Origin of the sequence: Neptuniibacter marinus (assembly GCF_001597725.1) — a bacterium.
Taxonomy (GTDB): Bacteria; Pseudomonadota; Gammaproteobacteria; order Pseudomonadales; family Balneatricaceae; genus Neptuniibacter; species Neptuniibacter marinus.
The window spans coordinates 22,760-45,836 of record NZ_LUTR01000006.1 but is presented as its reverse complement, the minus strand read 5'-3'; the positions used below and the strand labels follow the sequence as shown (position 1 = coordinate 45,836).

At 39.1% G+C, this 23,077-nt stretch carries 22 protein-coding genes; 2 read left to right on the top strand and 20 right to left on the bottom strand.

Annotated elements, in window-relative coordinates; all coding sequences use genetic code 11:
- Window positions 1-49 precede the first annotated feature (49 nt).
- Window positions 50-1,384, bottom strand: a complete 1,335-nt coding sequence (locus A3774_RS06730) for a ferredoxin reductase family protein (RefSeq protein ID WP_067865145.1) — start codon at window positions 1,382-1,384, stop codon at window positions 50-52.
- Between the two features lie 211 nt (window positions 1,385-1,595).
- Here A3774_RS06730 and A3774_RS06725 point away from each other — a divergent pair, with 211 nt between their 5' ends.
- Both A3774_RS06725 and A3774_RS06720 read left to right on the top strand, forming a co-directional pair.
- Window positions 1,596-2,255: a response regulator transcription factor gene (locus tag A3774_RS06725; RefSeq protein WP_067865139.1), complete on the top strand. Its 660-nt coding sequence runs from the start codon at window positions 1,596-1,598 to the stop codon at window positions 2,253-2,255.
- Window positions 2,252-3,607 (top strand): sensor histidine kinase, encoded by a 1,356-nt coding sequence (locus tag A3774_RS06720; RefSeq protein WP_067865136.1) that lies wholly within the window; start codon window positions 2,252-2,254, stop codon window positions 3,605-3,607. Before A3774_RS06725 ends, A3774_RS06720 begins: the two co-directional genes overlap by 4 nt.
- 90 nt (window positions 3,608-3,697) lie before the next feature.
- Here the strand turns inward: A3774_RS06720 and A3774_RS06715 are convergent, their stop codons facing one another.
- From A3774_RS06715 to A3774_RS06625, 19 genes are all read right to left on the bottom strand, one after another.
- Entirely contained in the window at window positions 3,698-5,611 is a 1,914-nt protein-coding gene (locus A3774_RS06715) for a polysaccharide biosynthesis protein (RefSeq protein WP_067865133.1), read from the bottom strand.
- Between the two features lie 34 nt (window positions 5,612-5,645).
- On the bottom strand, window positions 5,646-6,194 hold the full coding sequence (locus tag A3774_RS06710) for a sugar transferase (protein ID WP_067865130.1): 549 nt from the start codon (window positions 6,192-6,194) through the stop codon (window positions 5,646-5,648).
- A gap of 7 nt (window positions 6,195-6,201) precedes the next feature.
- The gene (locus tag A3774_RS06705) at window positions 6,202-7,170 is read right to left on the bottom strand and encodes an NAD-dependent epimerase/dehydratase family protein (protein ID WP_067865127.1); all 969 of its coding nucleotides are present in this window, start codon (window positions 7,168-7,170) and stop codon (window positions 6,202-6,204) included.
- Between the two features lie 445 nt (window positions 7,171-7,615).
- Window positions 7,616-8,854 (bottom strand): glycosyltransferase family 4 protein, encoded by a 1,239-nt coding sequence (locus tag A3774_RS06700; protein WP_067865124.1) that lies wholly within the window; start codon window positions 8,852-8,854, stop codon window positions 7,616-7,618.
- Entirely contained in the window at window positions 8,847-9,935 is a 1,089-nt protein-coding gene (gene wecB / locus A3774_RS06695; protein WP_197468023.1) for a non-hydrolyzing UDP-N-acetylglucosamine 2-epimerase, read from the bottom strand. The genes A3774_RS06700 and wecB overlap by 8 nt, the downstream gene beginning before the upstream one ends.
- Window positions 9,936-9,998: 63 nt before the next feature.
- The gene (locus A3774_RS06690) at window positions 9,999-11,081 is read right to left on the bottom strand and encodes a glycosyltransferase (protein ID WP_067865119.1); all 1,083 of its coding nucleotides are present in this window, start codon (window positions 11,079-11,081) and stop codon (window positions 9,999-10,001) included.
- Window positions 11,078-12,043 (bottom strand): glycosyltransferase family protein, encoded by a 966-nt coding sequence (locus A3774_RS06685; protein ID WP_067865117.1) that lies wholly within the window; start codon window positions 12,041-12,043, stop codon window positions 11,078-11,080. The genes A3774_RS06690 and A3774_RS06685 overlap by 4 nt, the downstream gene beginning before the upstream one ends.
- 65 nt (window positions 12,044-12,108) lie before the next feature.
- Window positions 12,109-12,297, bottom strand: coding sequence for a hypothetical protein (locus A3774_RS16760; protein WP_067865114.1), 189 nt, complete (start codon window positions 12,295-12,297; stop codon window positions 12,109-12,111).
- On the bottom strand, window positions 12,287-13,405 hold the full coding sequence (locus A3774_RS06675) for a glycosyltransferase (RefSeq protein ID WP_067865108.1): 1,119 nt from the start codon (window positions 13,403-13,405) through the stop codon (window positions 12,287-12,289). Before A3774_RS06675 ends, A3774_RS16760 begins: the two co-directional genes overlap by 11 nt.
- 105 nt (window positions 13,406-13,510) lie before the next feature.
- A complete protein-coding gene (locus tag A3774_RS06670) occupies window positions 13,511-13,912 on the bottom strand; it encodes a polysaccharide deacetylase family protein (protein WP_067865105.1) in 402 nt (133 codons plus the stop codon).
- A 124-nt stretch (window positions 13,913-14,036) separates the two neighbouring features.
- A complete protein-coding gene (locus A3774_RS06665) occupies window positions 14,037-15,449 on the bottom strand; it encodes an oligosaccharide flippase family protein (RefSeq protein ID WP_067865102.1) in 1,413 nt (470 codons plus the stop codon).
- A complete protein-coding gene (locus A3774_RS06660; RefSeq protein WP_067865099.1) occupies window positions 15,442-16,518 on the bottom strand; it encodes a glycosyltransferase in 1,077 nt (358 codons plus the stop codon). The genes A3774_RS06665 and A3774_RS06660 overlap by 8 nt, the downstream gene beginning before the upstream one ends.
- A gap of 36 nt (window positions 16,519-16,554) precedes the next feature.
- Window positions 16,555-16,779: an acyl carrier protein gene (locus A3774_RS06655; RefSeq protein WP_067865097.1), complete on the bottom strand. Its 225-nt coding sequence runs from the start codon at window positions 16,777-16,779 to the stop codon at window positions 16,555-16,557.
- A gap of 29 nt (window positions 16,780-16,808) precedes the next feature.
- On the bottom strand, window positions 16,809-17,741 hold the full coding sequence (locus A3774_RS06650) for a ketoacyl-ACP synthase III (protein WP_067865095.1): 933 nt from the start codon (window positions 17,739-17,741) through the stop codon (window positions 16,809-16,811).
- On the bottom strand, window positions 17,738-18,334 hold the full coding sequence (locus A3774_RS06645) for a hypothetical protein (RefSeq protein ID WP_067865093.1): 597 nt from the start codon (window positions 18,332-18,334) through the stop codon (window positions 17,738-17,740). The genes A3774_RS06650 and A3774_RS06645 overlap by 4 nt, the downstream gene beginning before the upstream one ends.
- Entirely contained in the window at window positions 18,331-18,972 is a 642-nt protein-coding gene (locus A3774_RS06640; protein WP_067865091.1) for an LbetaH domain-containing protein, read from the bottom strand. The genes A3774_RS06645 and A3774_RS06640 overlap by 4 nt, the downstream gene beginning before the upstream one ends.
- A gap of 69 nt (window positions 18,973-19,041) precedes the next feature.
- The gene (gene asnB, locus A3774_RS06635; protein ID WP_067865088.1) at window positions 19,042-20,919 is read right to left on the bottom strand and encodes an asparagine synthase (glutamine-hydrolyzing); all 1,878 of its coding nucleotides are present in this window, start codon (window positions 20,917-20,919) and stop codon (window positions 19,042-19,044) included.
- Complete coding sequence (locus A3774_RS06630) at window positions 20,919-22,106, bottom strand: DegT/DnrJ/EryC1/StrS family aminotransferase (protein ID WP_197468022.1); 1,188 nt, start codon at window positions 22,104-22,106, stop codon at window positions 20,919-20,921. Before A3774_RS06630 ends, asnB begins: the two co-directional genes overlap by 1 nt.
- A complete protein-coding gene (locus A3774_RS06625) occupies window positions 22,099-23,067 on the bottom strand; it encodes an NAD-dependent epimerase/dehydratase family protein (RefSeq protein WP_067865086.1) in 969 nt (322 codons plus the stop codon). The genes A3774_RS06630 and A3774_RS06625 overlap by 8 nt, the downstream gene beginning before the upstream one ends.
- Between the last annotated feature and the right edge of the window lie 10 nt (window positions 23,068-23,077).

The following is a 23,077-nucleotide window of genomic DNA, read 5'->3' as shown; positions in this document are numbered from 1 at the left end:
CCTAAACCGCTTTCCTGACATTCAGCTGAAGGCGGTCAGTGTTATAGGTTTAGCGCAGTTCAAATGCTTCCTGTCGGAACGACAGAGACCCTTGTAAATTTTCCCGTAGCTCTTTTTCTAAGGTATTGGCCCAGCTTGAGGGACCACAAAACCAGACCTCCATCGCCTTTTCCTTCGGATGCAGCGTGAGGAGCTGCTCCGCTGTGAGTTTGTGGCCCTGACTGCTGTCATGTATCTGCAGCTGGATGCCGCTTAAACCGTTACAGGCTGCCTTTAGTCGCTTAACAAAAGGATCTGTCGCGCCATCATGGGTGGAATAATGCAGTTCAGCTTCGAGAGAGTCTTCCCGCTGATTTTGCAGTACTTCAAGCCATGCTAAAAAAGGGGTGATGCCAATTCCGCCAGCGATCCAAACTTGTGTTGCATTGTGCTTCCGCTGTTTGAAGTTAAATTCACCATAAGGCCCTTCAACGGTAATGGGGTGGCCGATTGCTAACCGATAACCCAACTGCCGCGTATAGTCGCCCAGCCCTTTAATGTGAAAGGTGATCTGACCATTACCATGATCCGCACTGGCAATGGTAAAAGGGTGGGCACCCTCGCTAGGCTCAAAGGTCACAAACGCAAACTGGCCGGCACGGTGACCTTGCCATGGGCGTTCCAACTGACACTTCACTTCGGTGATACCCATGGCTGAAGTTACGATGGAAGTGATGGTGCCCTGCACCTGGCGTGATTTTCCTATCTGCCCTTTGATCGATAACAGGCTAGCGACACTTCCGCCTGTGAGTAATACTCCCATCAGCCAACCGATCGGTTGTTGCCACCAAACCAAAGGCGCTAGCCAGACCGCATGGAAAACGAGTGCTAGATAAATAAACGGCATAGCACGGTGTATAGAGTGCCAGAGATTGTAAGGAAAGCGTTTCCAGAGCGTCAGTATCAGCATGGCAAATACCAGATAGACACCCCATTCGCCAATTCCTTCTGCCGCTTCTCTCATCATATGGGTAAAACCTGAAAAGTCTTGCTCAGGCAAACGTCCTGCTCGGCCAAAGAGCGCTTTAACGAGATCATCACCCATCTCAATTAACCAGTGAGATAGGGCAAAAACAACCGCTAGAATACCGGCCCATTTATGCAGGCGATAAATTTGATCGAGACCATTAAAGGGTGTTTCTAACCAAGCTGGACGAGTAGCCAGCATCATCGTCACTGACATGAATGCGATGGATAACAAACCGCTCAGATAGAGGCCGTTGTCATAAATTTCCCAAGCGAGTGACGCCTTTACTGTCGTGCTCATCTGATAGCTCCAGCCCCAGATAATAAGAGTGACGGTGGTGATCAGTGCTAGGGTAATGCTGAGTTTTTTAGGTTTCATCTTAACTATCCAGTGCTGCATTTAGCCCATATGTTATTGTCTAATTCTGACAATCAGCTGAAAGCCTGATTAATCAATAGGCGCGATAAATCAGGAAGGCGTAAGCTGTAAGCGAGTTTATGTGTTGATATCATTCATCACGGGGGCTTTCAGTTTATTGTCAGGTTTTTTGGTTATGATTAGTCAGGCTGCGAAGATCTAAGGATGAGAGATGCGATTATTACTGGTAGAGGATGCGGCGGGGTTAGGCGAAGTCATACGGGATCAGATTAGCGATGAAGGTCATGCGGTCGATTGGGTTAAAAACCTTTCATATGCGGATGCTAGCTTACAGGTCACTCAATATGATTTGATTCTACTTGATCTAATGCTGCCGGATGGCAACGGTATTGACCTGTTAAAAAAGATACGCGAATCAGGCGATACGACCCCCGTTATTATTTTAACCGCCCGAGATCAGCTATCTGATCGCATCGAAGGATTAAATGCCGGCGCAGATGATTATCTGGTAAAACCCTTTGATCTATCCGAGCTTTCCGCGCGTATCGCGGCAGTGTCTCGGCGTTACAGTGGCAACCCGAATCCTATCATTAAGGTTGGCACATTAGACGTCGATCTCAACAAGCACTTTATTTCTCGTGAGGGTGTGGCCATCAATTTAACGGCCCGTGAGTGGGCGTTGTTTGAGGCCTTTATTCAACATCCTGGCAACGTCCTCTCGAAGTCACAACTGGAAGACCACCTTTATGCTTTTGGCGCCGAGATCGAAAGTAATACCATTGAAGTTTATGTCAGTCGGCTACGGAAAAAACTGGATAAAGGTCAGTTAGAAACGGTGCGCGGACTAGGCTATCGCATGAGGTCCTCATGAGATCAACGCAGATAAAGGCACCAAAAAGCCTCCAAAAAACCTTAGGTATTGGCTTAACCGTGGGTGTGACTTTACTCTGGTTATTGGCGCTATTGAGCACCGTTTATGTATCACAGAATAAACTGAATACCCTCTTCGATAGCGCATTGGCCGAAACCGCTCAACGTATTATGCCCCTTGCGGTAGTTGAGATAACCAACCGAGAGGAGCCAGGGCAATTACAACAAATCATGTCATTCGAAACCCACGATGAACCGCTGGTATACCTTGTACGTGATGCGTCAGGCACGATTTTATTGCAATCCCATAATGCGGATCCGCTGATGTTCAATAAAACGTTATTAAAAGGTTTTAGTTCATCGGAAAATCACCGATTCTATGGGGCGTGGGCAGTACAAAATACATTACACATCGAGGTTGCCGAGCCTCTAACTCAAAGGCGAAAAGCCATCTTTGCAATGGCCGCTAGCTTACTCTGGCCACTCCTCTTGTTGATCCCGCTCTGCTTTATCGGGACCTGGGCCTTTGTGCGTTACAGTTTGCGTCACCTACTGGTTTATAGAAAAGCCATTGAATCCCGTGGTAGTGGTGATCTTTCACCGATCGAAACCAAAGACCTGCCAACCGAGCTTCACACAATCGCTACCTCGGTAAATGACTTATTGGAACGCTTACGCCGAGCTTTAGAATCGGAACGATCCTTTACCGCCAATAGTGCCCACGAGTTACGTACGCCCATTGCAACGGCGCTGGCCCAGATTCAATATCTACAACAGGACGTCACGGCAGGCCCCCTTAAAGATAAAGTGCAGAAAGTGGAAACAACCATAAAAGGTTTATCCAGCTTGTCAGAAAAACTGATGCAGTTAGCTAAGGCGGAAGGGGGCGGTCTGTTATCAACGCAGCAGACTGATCTCATAAATCTATTGCAGCTGATTATTGATGACAGCCAGCGATCGAATCCCCCGGCAACTATTAGGGTAACTCTACCGCCCAGCGAATTTAAATCGACTATAGATCCCGATGCCTTTGCTATTTTGGTGCGCAATTTAATCGACAATGCCATAAAACATGGGAACCCAAACCAACTGATCGAGGTTAATTTTTCTGCCAACGGGGTATTAAATATTGTTAATGATACCCAGGTGATTCCTGCCGAAACGCTTGCACGACTGCAGCAGCGTTTTGTTAGATCAGAGACCAAGGCGCAAGGCTTAGGGCTTGGCTTAGCCATTGTCGATGCCATCGTTACGGGCGTGGGCGCAACGATGACATTTAACTCCCCCGCGACGGGACGAGAAGATGGCTTTGAAGTCAGCGTTGATTTTTCGATCATCAGCAGTAAATTATAAAACCAAGGTCGTCGTATAAATTAGGCTAATTAAGGAGACTGCGGAATAGAGGCCTGCTCTGCGCAGTATCAACCCAACAAAACCTAATGCTTACACCGCGTTTGCATTATACAACAGATCACGAATTTCATGCTGCGGATTATAGCCATTCACATTCTGCAATAAAATCTCACGTATGGCATCATAATCAAATGACTCTAATGCAATTTGCAAATTATCTAATACAAGTTCTAGCTGATCCCAAGGAAGCATCACCTCTTGAGCACGCATAATCATAGGGTGATCCGTTTTTAAAACATCATCCCCAATTAGTAACTCTTCATATAACTTTTCACCATTTCTCAACCCAGTGAAATTAATCTCAATATCACCTGATGGGTTTTGAGCATTTCTAACAGACAATCCTGTAAGATTAATCATCTGTTTTGCTAAATCGAAAATTTTGACTGGTTCACCCATATCTAGCACAAAAACATCCCCTGAAGCGCCCATAGAACCTGCTTGTATCACCAAAGAGGCCGCCTCAGGAATCGTCATAAAATAGCGCGTAATCTCAGGATCGGTAACGGTTACAGGTCCTCCCTGACTAATTTGTTCCTTAAACAAAGGAATAACCGAGCCCGAAGAGCCCAACACATTACCAAAACGAACAATTGCAAAACGGATATCAGAACAATGTTCCTCCCTCTTGCTAAGCCCTTGAAGCACTAATTCAGCAAAACGCTTGCTCGCCCCCATCACATTAGTGGGTCGCACCGCTTTGTCTGTCGAGATTAAAACAAAATTTCTCACACCAGCAGAAATAGCAGCTTCGGCACATTGCCAAGTACCCAAAATATTATTTTGTAAGCCAGCTATATTATTGGACTCAACTATAGGTACATGCTTATAAGCCGCCGCATGATACACAGTATCAACGCGGTAAGATTGAAGTATTTTTTCTAGGTGAGCCTTATCTGTCACACTGCCTAAAACTGGAATAATTACTGTCTGTCCAGCCCCCAAGGCTAATAACTCTTTCTCTATGCTATAAAGCGAAAACTCTGACAACTCAAAAAGCACCAAAACATTTGGCTGCTGTTTGATAATCTGTCGACACAACTCAGAACCGATGGATCCTCCTGCGCCAGTGACCATTACGGACTGAGCTTTGATACAAGAGCCTAATAGCTCTTTATTAGGTGCAACTTCATCACGCCCTAATAAGTCCGCAATATCTACTTCTCTAACGTCACTAATACTGACCTTACCATCAGCCAGATCCGATAAGCCTGGTAGCGTCATAACCTTTAATTCATGGATCGATAGCTCATCAATGATTTCCTTTTTACGCTGAGTCGGTGCCGACGGAATAGCCAACAAGATGGAATCAACATCAAACCGTTCAATTAACTCATCAATTTTATTAGCACCATAAACACGCGTACCATTGATATCCAAACCTTGAAGGCGTAAATCATCATCAACATAAGCAACCGGGCTAAATTCGATAGAGTGATATAACGCATCAGCTAGTTGCCGACCAGAAGAGCCTGCTCCATATATGATAACCCGACGCGCTTCCGCTTTTGCCTTCTGTTCCCCACCGGGAAACTGGTGCAACACAACCCAGCGCGCAATCATGCGGCTCCCGCCAACAGCGAACACTGCAATAAACCAAAAAATAAAGATAACTGAGCGCGGTGTACTTTGCTCAAGGCCCAATAAATATGTACATAATACCCAAATCAACAAGGTAAAAGAGACCGCTTTAATAACAGTCCATTGAGCTTTGTAGCCAATATATCGAATAACAGCCCTATACAATCCAAGCTTAATAAATATCGGAATAGCAACAGCAGGAGCTAAAAGGTATGCAGGCCAATGTGCAAAGTTTTTTGCTGTGAAATCCTCATAACGAAGGGCAAAGCTCAACCAACAGCATAAAGGCAACACAATCGCGTCAAAAACTAGAAAGAATATTTTCTTCGACCGACGAGATGAACCTATTAACAGATTAAGCAATTACAAAGCCCCTTGAAGTATAGTTGAACAACAGTTATCCCACACGATCGCCAGCGCCTTTGCCCAAACCAGTTAAAATAAGATACCTAAAGTATTTTCCAAGTGACATTGTCCGGATCATTTCTCGATCATATTCAGCCAAGAGCACTGGAGTAGACATATCAATTGCATTAATTTGCGCAAGACCAGTTATGCCAGGAAGAACATCAAACACACCTTTAGCCTGACGCTCTTTAATCAACTCTTGCTGATTAAAAAGACAAGGTCTAGGCCCTACCAAGCTCATATCCCCTTTAAGCACATTAATTAGTTGAGGTAGCTCATCTATTTTAGATTTACGAAGAAATCGCCCAAAGCACGTAATGGAAGACGAGCTAGCTAAATGAGAAGCCACTGACTTGGTATCAACTGACATCGTTCTAAATTTAATTAATACAAATTTCTTTTGATTTTTACCTACCCTTTCCTGCATAAAAACTGGCGCCCCAGTATCAAACAGCCCTATCCCAATAACAATCAGCATTAAAGGCCATAAACAACATAAAGCTATACAAGAGATAACTAGATCTAACAATCTATACATAATTAAATCACTTACAAAAATTTGAAGAATCCAACTTAGCCATAGCTTGGCTCATCGTCTCTAACGGCTGCCAGCCCAATAACGTTTTTGCTTTTGAACAGTCGACCTGAAGGTCTCCTAATACTTGTTCCGCTAACTTATCTTTGCGTAACAGCCTAGCAACTAAGCGCATAAGTGAATGAGGAATAGGTAGCTGTATCAAGCTTTTACCTAACCCCCTAGCAATCTCGTTTGTAAACTGCTTTATTGAAATATCTTCACCATCAGAAATCACAAAGTCCTGATTGGCTGCTAAGGGATGCACCGCACAAAGCAACAGGAAATCAGCCAGATTATCTACAGAAATAAAGCTACGAAGGTTATGGCAGAGTCCAAAAGGCAACATAGGAGTTTTATCAACGAGCTTAGTCAACTTGCCAAAACTTCCAGGGGCACCCAGACCATATACCAAAACAGGTCTAATAATAACTAAATCAAAACACAGATCCCGAGCAAGCTGCCTTAACCCTACTTCAGCATCAATTTTTGATTGGGCATACTTGGAATGAGGAGATAGGCTACTTTCTTCTGATAAAGGCGCTGTACTATTTCTACCATAAACACCAATAGAACTGACAAATACGAATCGACTTACTCCGTATTCAGCTGCCTGCTTCGCTAAATTTAATGTACCAGCAACATTCACATCATTGAAAGGGTCAATAGAGTCAGGCGAAGGCTGTTCCTGTTCCTGAGCATGCGCAACGCCCGCGACATGAAGGATACAATCAATGCCATCAAAAAAACCACTCCAGTCAGTCAAACCATTTATATTATCTAACTTCTTGAAAAGAACTTTATCACTAATTTTCAGTTTCTTTCTTCTAGTAATAGCGGTGGTAGAAAAGCGTTCATCATTCGCTAATTGATTCAGTAAAGAAGAGCCAACAAAACCAGTAGCACCGGTAACAAGAATATTCTTAACAGTCTTAGTCATAATAACCAACGATAGCCCATAGCCCAAAAAACTAAGGTATAAAATCTAACACTCTAGTAGCTTTTTAAAAATTGGATGTTAACACACCACCAACGGCATAGCAGGCTAAAATAACCCATAGACAACTGGAGGGAAGTAACTTGATACAGAACCCAAGTATAGGCTGCACTGCTAGGCTTATTCCACGAAACAGGATGTTAACTGACATGATAGAAAACCAAAAGGCTCTGGAGACTGTCTACGCAGATTCGACTGTCTTCAGTAATTTAAGACATAATCGAGACCCTTGTATTTTTCTAATCAATGGCACTCCCACTTTATCTAAAAGATCAGCTCAAGTTCTGCTGCCTGCATCCGATAACATTGACCTTAATTTAGTTGGGAGTAATTAACAGCCTCCGGAACAATTATATTTCTCATAAATTACGCGAAAATCACTTAAATATTATGACAAAGCCTGTTCAAGTTTTTTAGCGAGCTTTGCATAGTCATGATGTTCGAGTGCATAAGCTCTACCATTTTTGCCCATCTGTTCGCGCTCACCCGGTGTAAGGCTTTTAATACTCAAAATTGCGTCTGCAATAGCTTGCGGATCTTCAGCGGCCACTTCAATTCCTGCACCAGCATCATCAACAGGATGATATTCACCCGATTCAATTGCATATAATAAAGGCTTACCTGAATAAAAATAATCAAATAACTTATTAGGAGACACACCAAATCGAAATAATGGATCTTTAGTCAGACCAATAAAACAAACATCAAACACAGCAAGCATCGACTGTATTTGCTTCTTAGGTATTGGGTTAACAAAGAAAACATTCTGCAATCGAAGCTCAGCTGTCAATTTCTCTAACGCCTCCCTCTCCTGCCCACCGCCAACAATAACAAAAGCTACATCAGCATGATCAGAAAGCATATCAGCTGCCTGAATAATATTACTTAATGCATTTGCTACACCAATACTCCCCGTGTAACCAATTATAAATTTACCGTCAGGTAGTTTACTTTTTACAGCTGCATTCAATGCTTCTTTGTTTTCAGCCTCAGAAATAGCAAAACCATTTGGAACCCAAACAAACTTCTGACGTCGCATTCCATGCTCAACCATATGCTCTACAGAATTCTTCAGGTTTGAAACAACCTTATCAGCAGAGCCATAGGCAAAATATTCAATCCATTGCATCAATAGAATAAAAGGATGCTTCTTAGAAAAACCGCCAAGTTCAACCAAAGATAAAGGCCAAATATCGCGCACTTCAAAAGCCAGTTTAGCTTTAAACTTTTTAGCCAAACGCTGAGCCCCAAGAAAGGGAATTAAAGCAGGAGAGCTATATAAAATAGCATCCGGTTTATCGGCAATCACTTTGGGAAGTGTAAGCAACTTCCACGCGAACCTTATCCAATTTAAAACCCGTTTTTTATCATGGGCACCTGAATACTCAGGCACTTTAATCCAAACAAAATTAAAACCTTCTGCAATAGGCTCCACAGTAAACTCTTCTACCAGCCTTGGTGGTTGACGTAACAAATGTGTAAAGCCTGCACCAATCAAATAAACGCGATGTCCTTGCTTTGCTAGCTCCTTAGCTAAATAGTAATGCCTTCCCCCCATGCCACTTTCCGGGGTAGACGCATATTGATTAATTAACCAATACGTTTTTTTCGAGTTTTCGTCAGCCATTAAGCAACACCTTGACAATTCGCTTACTCGCTTTACCACCACCGTACAAATCTTCACTATGTGTTTCGACCACAGAAGAACTTTTCGTATTATGGTAAGCGTCTAGGATTCTCTTTTTATCTGCACCTACTAGCACATTTGCGCCAGCCTCAACCAGCTCCACCCACTCAGTCTCATCTCGCATAGTGATACAGGGTACCCCAAAGAAATAGGCTTCTTTTTGTAGTCCCCCGCTATCAGTCATTACAAGACTGCAATTATCAATCAACCAGACCATATTTAAATAACCTACTGGATCAATAATGGAGAGATTAGATGTATCGTACTCGCCCATTTCCAGAAGCTTCTTCGTCCGTGGGTGCAACGGCAAAATCACTTGCTGAGTTTGCGCTATTTCATTCAATGCAGAAATAATTTGTTTTAGACGCTGCGGATCATCGGTATTTTCAGCACGATGAATAGTGCACAACACACAATCACCTGCAATATTCAGGTTAGATGGTTTTTGTGCTAAGCCTTTATAAAACAATGCACCATCTTGCATTACATCACCCGATAACACCACGCTGGTATCCGTTTGCCAACTATCCACTCCTTCCTTCGTTAAGTTGTCCACTGCAGCTTGAGTGGGGCAAAAAAGTACCGAACTAATGCGATCAGTTAATATGCGATTCACTTCTTCCGGCATACGCATATTAAACGAGCGTAAACCTGCTTCCACATGTGCTATTTTTATATGCAGTTTAGACGCTGCAATCGCCCCCGCCAAGGTAGAATTGGTATCACCATAGACCATCACCCAATCCGGCTCTTCTTTCACCAAAATACTTTCGATCTTTTCAATCATTTGCCCCGTCATAGCACCGTGCGTTTTACCACCAATGCCAAGAAAGTAATCCGGCTTAGAAATATGCATTTCCTCGAAAAAAACATCGCTCATATTGGCATCATAATGCTGACCCGTATGGACAATTACTTCTTGAATATTACAACCAGCTTCTCGTTTACAGATGATTTCACGGCTGACCGAACCCGCTTTAATAAACTGCGGGCGGGCGCCTAAAATAGTAATTATTTTCATGATAAACTCTTATAATCATCCAAGGATTCCGCTAACCAGCACTACCAAGTTGCACTATATATGCTAGCGCATGGACATTGTTTGCCGGTAAGCCTCAACCATCAAGTCTAAAGACTTTTCCCAAGTATAATGCTCTAAAACATGTTGACGACCGGCGTCGCCCATTTTTTTTCTAAGCTGCTCGTTTTCAATCAATTGAATCATTGCCTCAGCAGAAGCAACCACATCCTCTTTAGGCACAACTAAACCTGTTTTCCCATCCAAAGTCACTTCAGCTGGGCCATCAGCATCTGACACTATTACAGGTTTTCCACAAGCACTCGCCTCTAATATAGCCACACCAAAGCTTTCACTATCCATGCGACTAAACGCGCAGTATATATCTAACCGGTTTAATATATTAGGAACATCAGCATGATCAACCTGTCCATGAAAAACAACTTGCTTATCAACACCTAAAGATTTGGCTAGCTGTTGCAAAGCATTCAAATCTGGCCCACCTCCTGAAATTTCTAAAAATAGATCCCTATTTTTATCAAGCTCATACCAGGTTTTTGCAAACGCCTTAATTAAAATATCAATCCCGTACTTTCTTTTAAGAGTCTTCACAGTACCAAGAACAATTTTATTAGAGCCTCTACCCTCTAGTGCAGGTAAAGGTTTAAACAACGACTCGTCGATTCCAAAAGGCGTGATAAATACTTTACTATGCTTAAATGTTTCTCCAGTCTTGCTGGACATACAATGGCTAGTGGACGCAATAGAGGTGGCCGATTTTAAATTGCCTTTTAACAACCAGCGATGTACAACAGACTTTTCAGGAAAGTCGTAAACATCACTTCCCCACACCGAAAGTAAAACGGGTTTAAACGCGACTAAACGCGCTAACAAGCCATAACCCGTCGCATAATGTGCGTTCACTAAATCAGGCTGAATTTCTTTTAATAATTTCCGTACTTCAAACACCGCCGAAAAATAACCAAGCGGCGCTTTATTTTTAAGCTTGTACAGATATACCTTAGAATCAAGCACATGGGCATTCTCATGCAGCGAAATAAGATGCACCTCAACACCACGCGACACAAGACCATTAGCCCAACGTGCTGTATGAATCGAAAATGCAGCGGATAAAAGAACAACTTTCACTGATAATCCTTATCAAAAAAGCCATCTAAAACTGACTTAATCAAGATGCTTCTACGAATTTCTGGAATTTTTGCACATTTATTAAAAGAAACATCTAAGCAAGCATCAAAATAGTTTGTAAAATTATTAGGCTCATCGAAGTAATTAACAATAGGTAAACCTAAAGCAATATAGTCATACACTTTTGTACCTAATTCATAGTCTGGATCACGTATAATAGATAACCCATAATCAGAATTAAGCATAGTGATATAAAGTTCTTTTTTATGCATTCGTGGAATAATTTTCACCTCACTATTACCTGAGGTCAATTGACTAAAAAAACTTTCCACCCAATAATTAGCATTTTTATTACATCCAATTAGCAGAATAACTAGTTTTTTACCTCGATACCTAGAAGCAATAATTCGAAGTAATTTTTTTACTTTATCTTGTCCGTACTCAGAAAACTTACCTCCACAGCAGAAAAAAACTGTATTATTATCTTTTTCCTTTTTACTCTTAATTTTTAGCTGGTTAATTAAATCCAAGTCATTATCGTTAATACCATTAGGAACTAAAACCAATTCACGATTTGAAATTTGAGAAAGGTATTTTTGTAATCCAGGAGTACAAGTAATGGCAAGATAAGAACGTCTAATAGCGAATCGCTCGATTAAGCGTGATATTTTTGCTTTAAAGGCTTTTTTTCTTACGATACCACCATAGCCAGTTTCTTGAGCTATAGACCATCCATCACGAATATCTAGGATAATATTTAAACCTGGTATAAAAAAAAGCCAAAAATTTCGAAAGGGAGGCATAGATATGAAAAGATAATTAGTATTATCTAGTAAAATAGTTTTGAATGAAAAATCAATTCCGAACCCTTTAGATAAAAAATAGTCACTAAAAGATTTAATTCTTGAATAAATAGGTTGACCCTTTTCAAGATTAGAATTCACAAAAACAATAAACTTCATATAAAATCCTAGGCATATTAATAAAACATATAACAATCTAACATAGGCAAATAAAGCCAAAAATACTAATTTCTCATCTTGATGGTTTCGGCTTTATTCTTGCCTACATAAACACCATATTTCTCAGTATCATCAACAATCAACGAAACAAACAAACCATGTCTTACAAGCGAAACGCATTCTTTCAAAAAAATACGAGTATCATAGCGAGGATGCGCAGAAGTAAGATGGGCTACTTTAATATTAGAGCGCATTATAAATTTCCTTAATGACTTTTTCTTGTTCTTCCCAACAGTATTTTTTTCTAGCCTCAAACACATTACTTTGTATTTCTTCATAATCTTGGCTTAGCGAAGCAGAAATAGCTGCCCTAAAACCATCAACAGTATTAGCCTCCGCCACTATTCCCACACCCTCAGATTCAACTAAGCGTTTCATTTCATGAAGATTCGATGTAATAACAGGGAGACCAGCCATTAAATATTCAAAAAATTTATTAGGTAGACAATAACGATAACTCAAACATGAATCTTCTATGAAGGAAATACCGTAATCTGCTGAACTGGTATACTTCAAAAGTTCATCTGGACTAACAGCGGGATGAAAAAATATATTATAAGACGTTTCAGTTTTTTCTCTAATTAACTCTTCTAGTGGACCGTACCCCATAAAAACGAGCACATTTTTATCATCAATACCTAAAAAAGCTTCAAGCAATAATTCAATACCTCGACCAGAACTTAAACCACCTTGATACAAAAAAATGGTTTGATTAGTTTTTATATTTAGATTTTGACGAAATAAATCAAGCTTTTCTTGCTCAGTGTATGATGGGCAATTCAACACCAAATGAGGTTTTACTATTCCATAATCTTTTGAATAACAAGCGGCAATAGAATCACTAACTGTAATTATACTATCAACATACCGCATCAGATTTTTTTCAAAAAATTTCATTAACCATTTTGATACTCTGTTAGCTCCCCCCCGCTCTGTCTCATACTCATGGCAATCATATACAACTTTAACATCTTTATAAAATAGCTTAATTAAAATACCAATTGGCAATGCATTAAGATCATTGCAATGAATCACATCAAACTTACGGAACCGAAAAAACGCTCTACATATAAATTCAAAATATTTAATAAATTGTATTATTTTAATTTTAGGCCAGTATCTTGATGCCAGATTAATACGTTCTACAGAAACATTGCTTACTATTTCTTTTTCACACAAACCTTTATTATGCATAGCAACAACCACAGTTTCATAGCCCAAAACAGAAAGGGACTTTGATGTTTTCAAAACACGGCTATCATTAACAAAGTCATTAAGAACAATATTTGCAACTTTCTTCATAAAAAACCAAAAAAAAAATTAAATTTAAACAATCCCAACAAGAAAAACAGCATGATTTCATATATAAAACCACTCGATTCTACAAAAACAAAAGACTAATAGTTATCAGTCCTCTAAAACACTTTTATATAAGCGCTTTAACTGTGGGCTTTTAAGGTACGAATTATGCCAAAGCAATCCAAACCGACCATTAACTTTTCGACAAGTGGCTTTCAGCTTTAAAATTTTTTCCCTTGCCCCATCAGTACAACCCAACCCCAAATAAGCATCATCTATCACCGAACATTCCATAACAATTAACGGTCTAATACGTAACTGGAGGGGTATCGAAGAACACGGGTCAAATGCAGGATATTCGTAGCAAGTACCACATCGAAAACCTGGATAATCAGCATACCCCATTGTAGAGTCATAACTCATGCCTGCCTGTGCCCAAGCTCGCAACGTCGTTGGCTGCTCCCAGCGTAAAAAAATAATACCGACTAATCCGTATAGCTTTATTGACACCTACTAGCTTACAATATAAATAAAATATAAAGTTTTTAATAAAAAGGTCAAGAATTATTTAAAACATTAGCTTTTAATCTCAAGCAAGAAAAATTAAAAAACATACGATCAATATCCCAAAAAATCAACTAAAAAACTTAAGCCCTACTTTAAAATCAAGAACACGAAAAACCCCAAAAACAAAAATAAAAGAAATCGAAACAAACATCACAATAAGTTTATAAACAATAGAAAAATCACCATGCAAATAAAACAAAAAAACACTTACAGCAACGAAAAAAACACAAAGCAAAACTCTCAACCATTCATAAGGAATAAAGAACAGCTTCTGAGAGGATAAAAATAAAATACAAAAAACAAAAAAAGAAGATACTGCTGTTGCAATAGCAGCACCTATCGCCCCATATAAAGGAACCATAAAAAAATTCAAACCAGTATTAAAAAAAACGCCCAATATATTAATCAGCGCAAGGAGTTTAGTCTTCTTTTTTATCCCCATGCCCGGCGCAAAAAAATACATCCCTGAAAAAACAAATGACAACACAAGAAAAGGTATCACGTCAGAGGCAGCATTATATTGCTCATTAGTAAGAATTTTAACAAAGAAATCCGAATTAACTGACAAAACAATGAAAACACATATAAAAAAAGCAGAAAAATACCTAAAAATAGAGTTAAGGTTTTCACCAAAATCAATTTCTTTATAATTACTATAGATTAATGGTGATAACGCTTTATGAAAAACAAAAATCAGAACAGAGGCTATCGAAGCTATCCGAAAAGCCACTCCATAAATACCTAAATCCTCATACCCAAGCATTTCTTTAACAAATAAGCGATCAATCAATCCAGATAAAACAACACCTAAACTAGAAAAAACAAAAGGCCAAGAAAACGAGATCATTTCAAAAATATATTTTTTACAAAAACAAAGATCCTCTCTAACAAAAAACAAACCTATTACAATCCCAAAAAACGAGCCAACTAGCAAGGAAACAACCCCGCCTAGAACCCCCATACCAGCTTTATACATCAAAAAATATGATAATAAGACAACAACTAACGAATAAATAATATTGAGCACTGCTTCCAGCTGAACTTTAAGTGTAAACCTAAGGTGATTAGAAACAAGCCTAAAAATAGATGTTGCAGAATACCCAAAAACTGCGACAAAAAAAACATCCAAAAAGCTTAAATCATCAAAAAAGAAAACAACAATCGCATCAGAAAAAAACAAACAACAAATTACAAACAACAAATTACAGAAAATAGAAAACAAAAAAGCTGATGAAAAATAATATTTCCTAAGCTGGGAGTCAGCTCTATACTCTGACACAAATCGAGCTGCTGCCTGAGAAATTTCTAATGCAACAACAACTAAAACAAAAGACCCTATAATTGACAAATAATCCAGGATTCCATATTCAGCCGGCGATAAAACTGAAGTGTAAAGCGGCATCATTAATAGAGAAATCCCTCGACTGAGAATTGTTGATAAAAAATATACCGCTGCATTAGAAAAAAATAACTTAATCATCAATTAGTTCATTATAGATATCAATAACCTGCTCATTTATTTTAATATAATCAAAATTATCACGCACAAATCCAACCCCTTTCTGCGACAATAGATCTCTATATTCTTTATTCGAGACTAATTCTTTTATTTTATCTTCGATATTAGAAATATTAGCATTAACAATTGGACACTCTGGGTAATGTTTTTCTTTTACGCTTTCAATTAAATAACAAATAACCGGTTTTCCAAACGCCATAGCTTCCACTGAAAGAGAGCCAAACCCACCTAAAAGAATCTGATCCAGTACTATATCCGCTTTATATAGCTCATGAACCACATCCTTATGATCCATATTAGTGAGCTCAATATATTCAATATCATAACCATCACGTATTAAATTACTTATTACCGTATTAAAATATTTTGTCCCTTTTATTGCAGGCGAGGTTGGAGCATGAACAATGACTATACTTTCATTTAAAGCGTTCTTCTTAACAAGAGGTGCGGCTGAATAATCATTCAAAAACTCACTAAAACTTAAATTATGAACCCAAACATCTTTAATTATCTTATATCTAGGTATATAAAGGGAAGCGCTATGATATAAATTTCTCGGGGCAATAAACTTATCAACCCAAATCCCCTGCCATAACATTTTAATCTTCTTAGTATTATCTTTTTTTGGATCATTCAGACCTCCTGAAAAATTTTCAACTATGATTTCCCAGTAGGGGTTCCTTTCTTTCTCAACCTCAGATAATCGAATATCGCTACCACAATAAGTCATGACTATTTTCTTCCCCAATAATTTCAATAAAGGAAGATCTAAAGAATATGGTAAAAGGGTTTGCCCGAAATAAAAACTATAGATATCAAACCTAAATAATGAGTTATAAAAATATTTCAATCTTACTAACTGCTTAAGCCAACGATTTTCGGTACCATTGAATATTTCCACATCATGATTTTTAAAAAAACTATTACCTACCCATACATCAAAGCAAGATTCATAACCTTTTTTTCGCTGATAATCAGCAAGAACCGCACCTATACCAGCAATATTCACTGGACCGTGGTATATTCGCATAGAGGCATCCTAGTAAAGAAAAATCATATGTATAAATTAGCTATTTAAAAATTCAACTATTGTAGAAATAGATACTAGATTTTCTACAATATCATCTGAAAATTCTTTCCCTGTTGCATCCTGAAGTTCAATAAAAACATTAAACATATCAAGACTATCTAGTCCTATCTGAGAAAATTTTTTAGCCTGATCATCCAGTTTAACTTCAACACTTGATCCCGATTTATTAATAATATCAACAACAAACTCCACATCAAACATAAATACCAACCTTGCCCTAATATAATAAATTATAAACTTCTACTTAATAATGCACTTGCCCAAGACAAGCCAACACCAAACCCACTAATTAATATATTTTGTACCTTATTATCATGGACCTGATCCTTCAACAATAAGGGAATAGAAGAGGAGATAGTATTACCAGTATGCTCGATATCTTTTAAAAATTTATCAGCAGAATCACCAAATCGTCTTGAGATGGCATCAACTATCGCATTACTACCCTGATGAATACAAAATAAGTCAATATCACTAAGCTCTAAATTACTATTAGATAAAACACTTTTAATTTGCGGTGGAACCCTAAGCGCTGCAAAATTAAACACCTGACGACCGTTCATATGTAACCTTCCATTAAAAGAGGTTAAATGTTCTGCGCCGCTCCCATCAGTACCATATTTTACAGTTTTAATATTCAGTTCAGAATCTTCACCCAGCCAGGAAGCAGTAGCTGCATCACCAAATAACAAGGCTGTGACTCGATCATCAGGGTCAACAATTTTTGAATAAGGATCAACTGTTACCAAAAGACCATTTTTTAGACCAGAAGCTTCCATAAACCCTTTCAGTATATATAGACCATACACATAACCAGAACAGCCAAGAGACACATCAAAAGCAGCTATATTTGTGGGCAAACCCAGTTTATTCTGCACAATTGCAGATGTGTGCGGAAGCCCGCTACCATCAGGGTTCTGTGTAACAACAACCAACGCTTCTATAGCCAACAAAGAAAACGCTTCATTTTCCTCATCTAAAGCCTTTATCGCTTTAACAGCCAAGTCGGATGTTTCTTCCCTATCATCTTTTCTTGCAAGAGTTACAGCGCCAATCTTACTTTTAATAAACTCCTCTGTTTCTCCAAATTTATTGGCCTGTTTGATATTATCAATCGATGCAGCAGGAATATAACTTCCTATAGATTTCAACCCAATACTCATGCTTTTCCCACTATAAACTGTATTTTACCCATAGGAATATTATTGATATATATATCATTAACACTGAATCTCCCTGAGATCATTTTACTTAGCACAACAGCAATTTCATCAGCAGAATCAGGTAGCTTCGTTTTTAAATCGAGTTGTCCAAAAAGCCATTTACCATCAACACTACATACTTGGTTATTTAACTCTTTAGTAAGTACTATAATCTCTTCAATAACTGTGTATTCTCCATTTGGTTGAATAGTTATACTTTTATTAGTCAAATTCAAAAGACTATTCCCGACTAAAGCATCTTCATCGAAAGGATAACGACCGCTTACTTTTTTATCAGACTCAACTAACCAGAAAGGTATGGAATTCATTTCCGCACTAGAAACAGATATAAGCCCATTACCAATCAACTTCTCATTTACTGAAGGCGTTTCAAATAAAACCACACACTGCTTAGAAGCAAGTGATCGAAAAGATATTTTTGAAACAAAAGAGTCCTTTGAGTATTTCGATTCACATAAATCATTAATCGAGTTATAAAAATCACTTCCATGCAAATACTTCCGTGTGCCTTTAAACGATAACTCAAGATTCATTTAGCTCTCCGCGCAGGATTACCAATCCAAGTACTGTATTTGGGCGTAGACTTAAAGATTACTGCACCAGCGCCAGCAATCGAAAACTGCTCAAGAACAACGGCATCAACTACTACAGCATTCGGCCCTACGTGGGCCCCCGTTTTTACCTCTGACCGGCCACATAACGATGCATTAGGGCCTAGATAACAGTAATTTCCAAGTTTAGCGTCATGACCTACATTGGCGCCTGCTCTGATTGTTGTAATATTACCTATAACACTCCCAGGCTGGCAGGTAACATGCTGACAAATCATAGATCCTTTACCAACAATCACGTCGTCAGCAATACAAGCCGCTGGATGAACCAAAGAAATTAACCGAGACTCAGGTATGCAAAGCGACTCTATTAGCTTGATTCTTGCGTCCATCATCCCTACTTTATGCAAGCAGATGTGAAATTGAATATCCTCGCTTAATCCTTCCCAGTCCTTAATTTTCCCTAAAACAGGCCAACAGTTGATAGTATCACCTACTTTTAGAGCATCATTCAAAAAACCTAAAAGGCTGACTGAACAGCCAGCGCTTCTCATATCGGCTATAATCTGCGCAGCAACCAACCCATCACCATAACCACCAATCAAAACGATGCTTTGCACATTATCCTCCCTTAATTACCTTCATAATTCACACAATATGATCATCTAACCCTACTCACCACCAAGGGCCTATAAAAACTGATTACACCACTCTTCTACATTTAACAAAGACCAAATCAGTAATCGTCTGTTTGCCTTACCATTTATATGTTCATTGATTAACGACTGTGCAACTTGTGGATCCATATAATCATATATTCTTGCATTTTTATTCAGTAACTTATCTTTAACATAATCAATACTTTCACCTTTAAACCAACTTGCATCCGGTGCTGAAAACCCTTGTTTTTCAGCTTTAGAAATATCATCAGGGATATATTGTCTCATACTATCCCGTAATATCTGCTTGCCATCTTTTGTTTTTTGATAATATTTATTCGTTTTATTTCCAATCTCATTCTCATTAATTCGAACAACATCAGACAGGTTATTCAATTTTAGGTGAACCGGACATTGCATGGCAAAATTTACAAGATCATTATCGAGAAAAGGAACTCTGCTCTCAAGACTATGCGCCATACTCAGCTTATCTTCGACCACAAGCAATCCATGAAGAAAAGTTTTCGCTTCGAAGTAAAGTGAATGATTAATGTAGTCCTCTGGTGTATATAATTTTTCTGCATGATGTTTGAAAACATCTTTAAAGATATCTCGAGTCCAAACATGCTTTACATCATCCCATATAGGCGCAAATACTTCCTTGATTTGACTATTAGGTATAAGCCTTTGCCAAAACTGGTAATACTTATCTATATAATGATCAAAGTCATCATTAACCACCGCTCGATAATATCGCCACGGATACCCCCCAAACAGTTCATCGCCACCGGTTCCCGATAACACTACCTTTCCAAACTTTGAGGCCAATTTTGCTGCATAGTAATTTGGATAACTTTGCCCAACACGAGGTTCTTCCAAGTGATACGTCAATGAAGGCAAAGCCCTTTCCATATCACCGGATTTCAATACCATTTCATAGTGTTCAGTCTTAAAAAAGTAAGACATGTATTCTGCTTTAGCACGTTCATCATATGCCAACTCCAATCCTGAGGCAGAATTTAAATCAAAGCCGCAGGTAAAAGTTTTCATATATGGGTATGACTGAGACGCAACAGCAGTAATGGACCCTGAATCCATTCCACCACTAAGGTAACAGCCTAATTCCACATCTGTCACTAGTTGTCGATTGACTGCTTGTTTGAATAATCGATCTAATTCTTGACGATATTCTTCATCATCAGACTTAGTAGTGGGTTCTTTAAAGTCAAAATCCCAATATTGGGTAATGTTAAGAACCGGTTTAATTTTCTTCAGATCAAGAATAGCATAATGTCCGGCAGATAGAATTTTGACTCCATCAACAAGCGTTTTATCTGTAAAAATATTTTGAAAAGTAAAGTACTCGAGCAAAGCCTCTTTATCTACTTCTCGCTTGAAGCTTGGGATTGCTAGTATTGCTTTTTGCTCTGAGCCAAATAACAGTTTATTACCTTGCATCGAGTAATATAGAGGCTTAACACCATACCTATCTCGAGCTAGCAACATAGTTTTCTCTTGTCTATCCCATAGAGCCAAACCAAACATACCGTTAAACCGACTTAACGCTGAAACACCCCATTCAGCAAGAGCGTTTAATACAACCTCACTATCCGTTTGAGAACGAAACTGGTAGCCGAGTGATTCTAATTCCGCTCTTAACTCACGAAAATTATAAACTTCTCCATTATAACTCAGAACATATCTCTGATTCTGAGACGCCATAGGCTGATGACCGGAAGGGCTCAAATCTAATATAGCTAACCTGCGATGACCTAATCCTACGTTGTTCTCAATCCATTGTCCTTCACCATCAGGCCCGCGGTGAGCAATAGCGTCGGTCATTTTTTTAAGGACCACAGGAGACACAGCGTCCTGTGTCAAATTAACAATACCGGCAACCCCACACATTACTGAAAGCTTTCCCTTACATGCTGTATAACATAATCCTGTTCTTCATCAGTCATTCCATGAAATAAAGGCAAGGAAATGCTACAATCATTCGCAATGAATGCATTAGGAAAATCAGTTTTGGCTAGACCATATTTTTCTCTATAGAACGTCAGCATATGCACCGCATGAGTAGCAGGCCTTGTTGATATACCAACTTTTTGCAAACAATCCATCCATTCATTACGCATCTTATTAATATGTCCAGCATTATCTACCGTAAGAACCTTAGGACAAAATATGCATGGGTAGCTTTGGTAACCATGAACATAGCCGTCCATATGCACTGGCACCTTTAACCATTCTAAATCAGCAAATGCACTATCATATCGTTCAGCTAATCTTTGACGCTCTGCAACGATGTCATCCGCTCTATCCATTTGCGCCGACCCCAAAGCCCCCTGAATATCTGTCATCCTTTGGTTATAACCAGCATCTGGGTGATCTGCTAGTAAATAAGGCCTTGCACCCAAATGACGCTGAAGGTCAGTCATTTCTGCACCATGATCACGTAAACGACGAATTTTCCTTGCTAATTCATCATCGTTGGTTGTAATCATCCCCCCTTCACCTGTTGTGATAGCCTTACGGGGGTGAAAACTAAAAGCTCCTGTATGCCCTAATGTTCCGACATGTTTCCCATTGTAATAACTCCCGAAACCACAGGCGGCATCCTCAACCACAAACAGATTGTTTTTCTCTGCAATCTGATTTACAGCATCCATATCAGCAGCTAGACCAAAGAGGTGCACGGGTAAAATTGCCTTAGTATTTTCTGTAATCAAACTTTCCACTTTCGATAGATCGATATTGAATGTTTCAGAATCAATATCACAGAAAACCACTTTCCCACCTAAATGCTCAACAATATTAGCAGTAGCTATCCAAGTAAATGCAGGAACAATTGCCTCATCGCCCGGACCGAAGCCTGATGCTGCTAGGGAGAGGTGAAGACCAGTTGTACATGAGGTTACCGCAATCGAATGCTTCGCACCGGTAAAAACAGACCACTTATCTTCAAACTCTTTTGTTTTGGGGCCCTGAACTAACCAGCCATTCTTTAATGGTTCTAATACACTTTGAATTTCATTATCCAGCAAATTAGTTCGTGCTATTGGAATATCCATATGGCTTTTAATATCACCCATTGTTTTCTTCACGCCATTGAATTAATTTCAGTAATCCTTCTTTCAAACTATAGGTGTATTTGAAACCAAGTTCTGAGTCAGCCTTCTTTGGGCAACCTATACGATTTTGCACCATACGCCTCGCATCATCCTCACTATAAGGGTTATAACTCACTGTGAGATCTGATTCTTTGAGCTCTAAAATAAGGTTACAAAGCTCCTTAATACTAGTCTGAACTCCAGAACCAACATTGTAAAATTCATCCGCTGAGGATGCCTGTAATGCCAATACATTACACCTTGCAACATCTTCAACATAAATAAAATCATATGCCTGAGTACCATCACCATTAATAACTGGAGACTCATTTGCATCAATTTTATTAAGCATTATTGGTACAACACCAGTATATGCAGCAGTCTGATCCTGATGAGGCCCATAAACATTCATATAGCGAAGGCCAACATAATCTAATCCATATCGGTCAAAGAATGCTCTACACATTGACTCACAAGCAATTTTACTAGCGCCATAGAAATTACGGTTATTAAAAGGATGATCTTCTGTCATCGGGACTTCAACTGCATCACCGTACACTGAAGCAGATGATGAATACACAAGGCGCTTAACATCATTCTTTACACATGCCTCAAGCACATTGAATGTACCTTCAATATTTACATCGAAAGCAGTTCTTGGGAAATCTTTACAATGCAACAACCACATAGCAGCTAAATGAATAACATAATCACAACCAACCATTGAGTGATTTAATACATCTATTTCACGTAGATCTGCTTTGACTAAAGAGCAACGTTTATCCTTCAAATATTCCTCAACGTAAGATTGCTCCCCTCGAGCTAAGTTATCGTAAATAACAACTTCACCCACATCGGTTTTTAGCAATTCGCCAACAACATGACTACCTATAAATCCAGCACCACCTGTTACGAGTACTTTAGCTTTTGTCAAACTATTCATTTCATCTCCA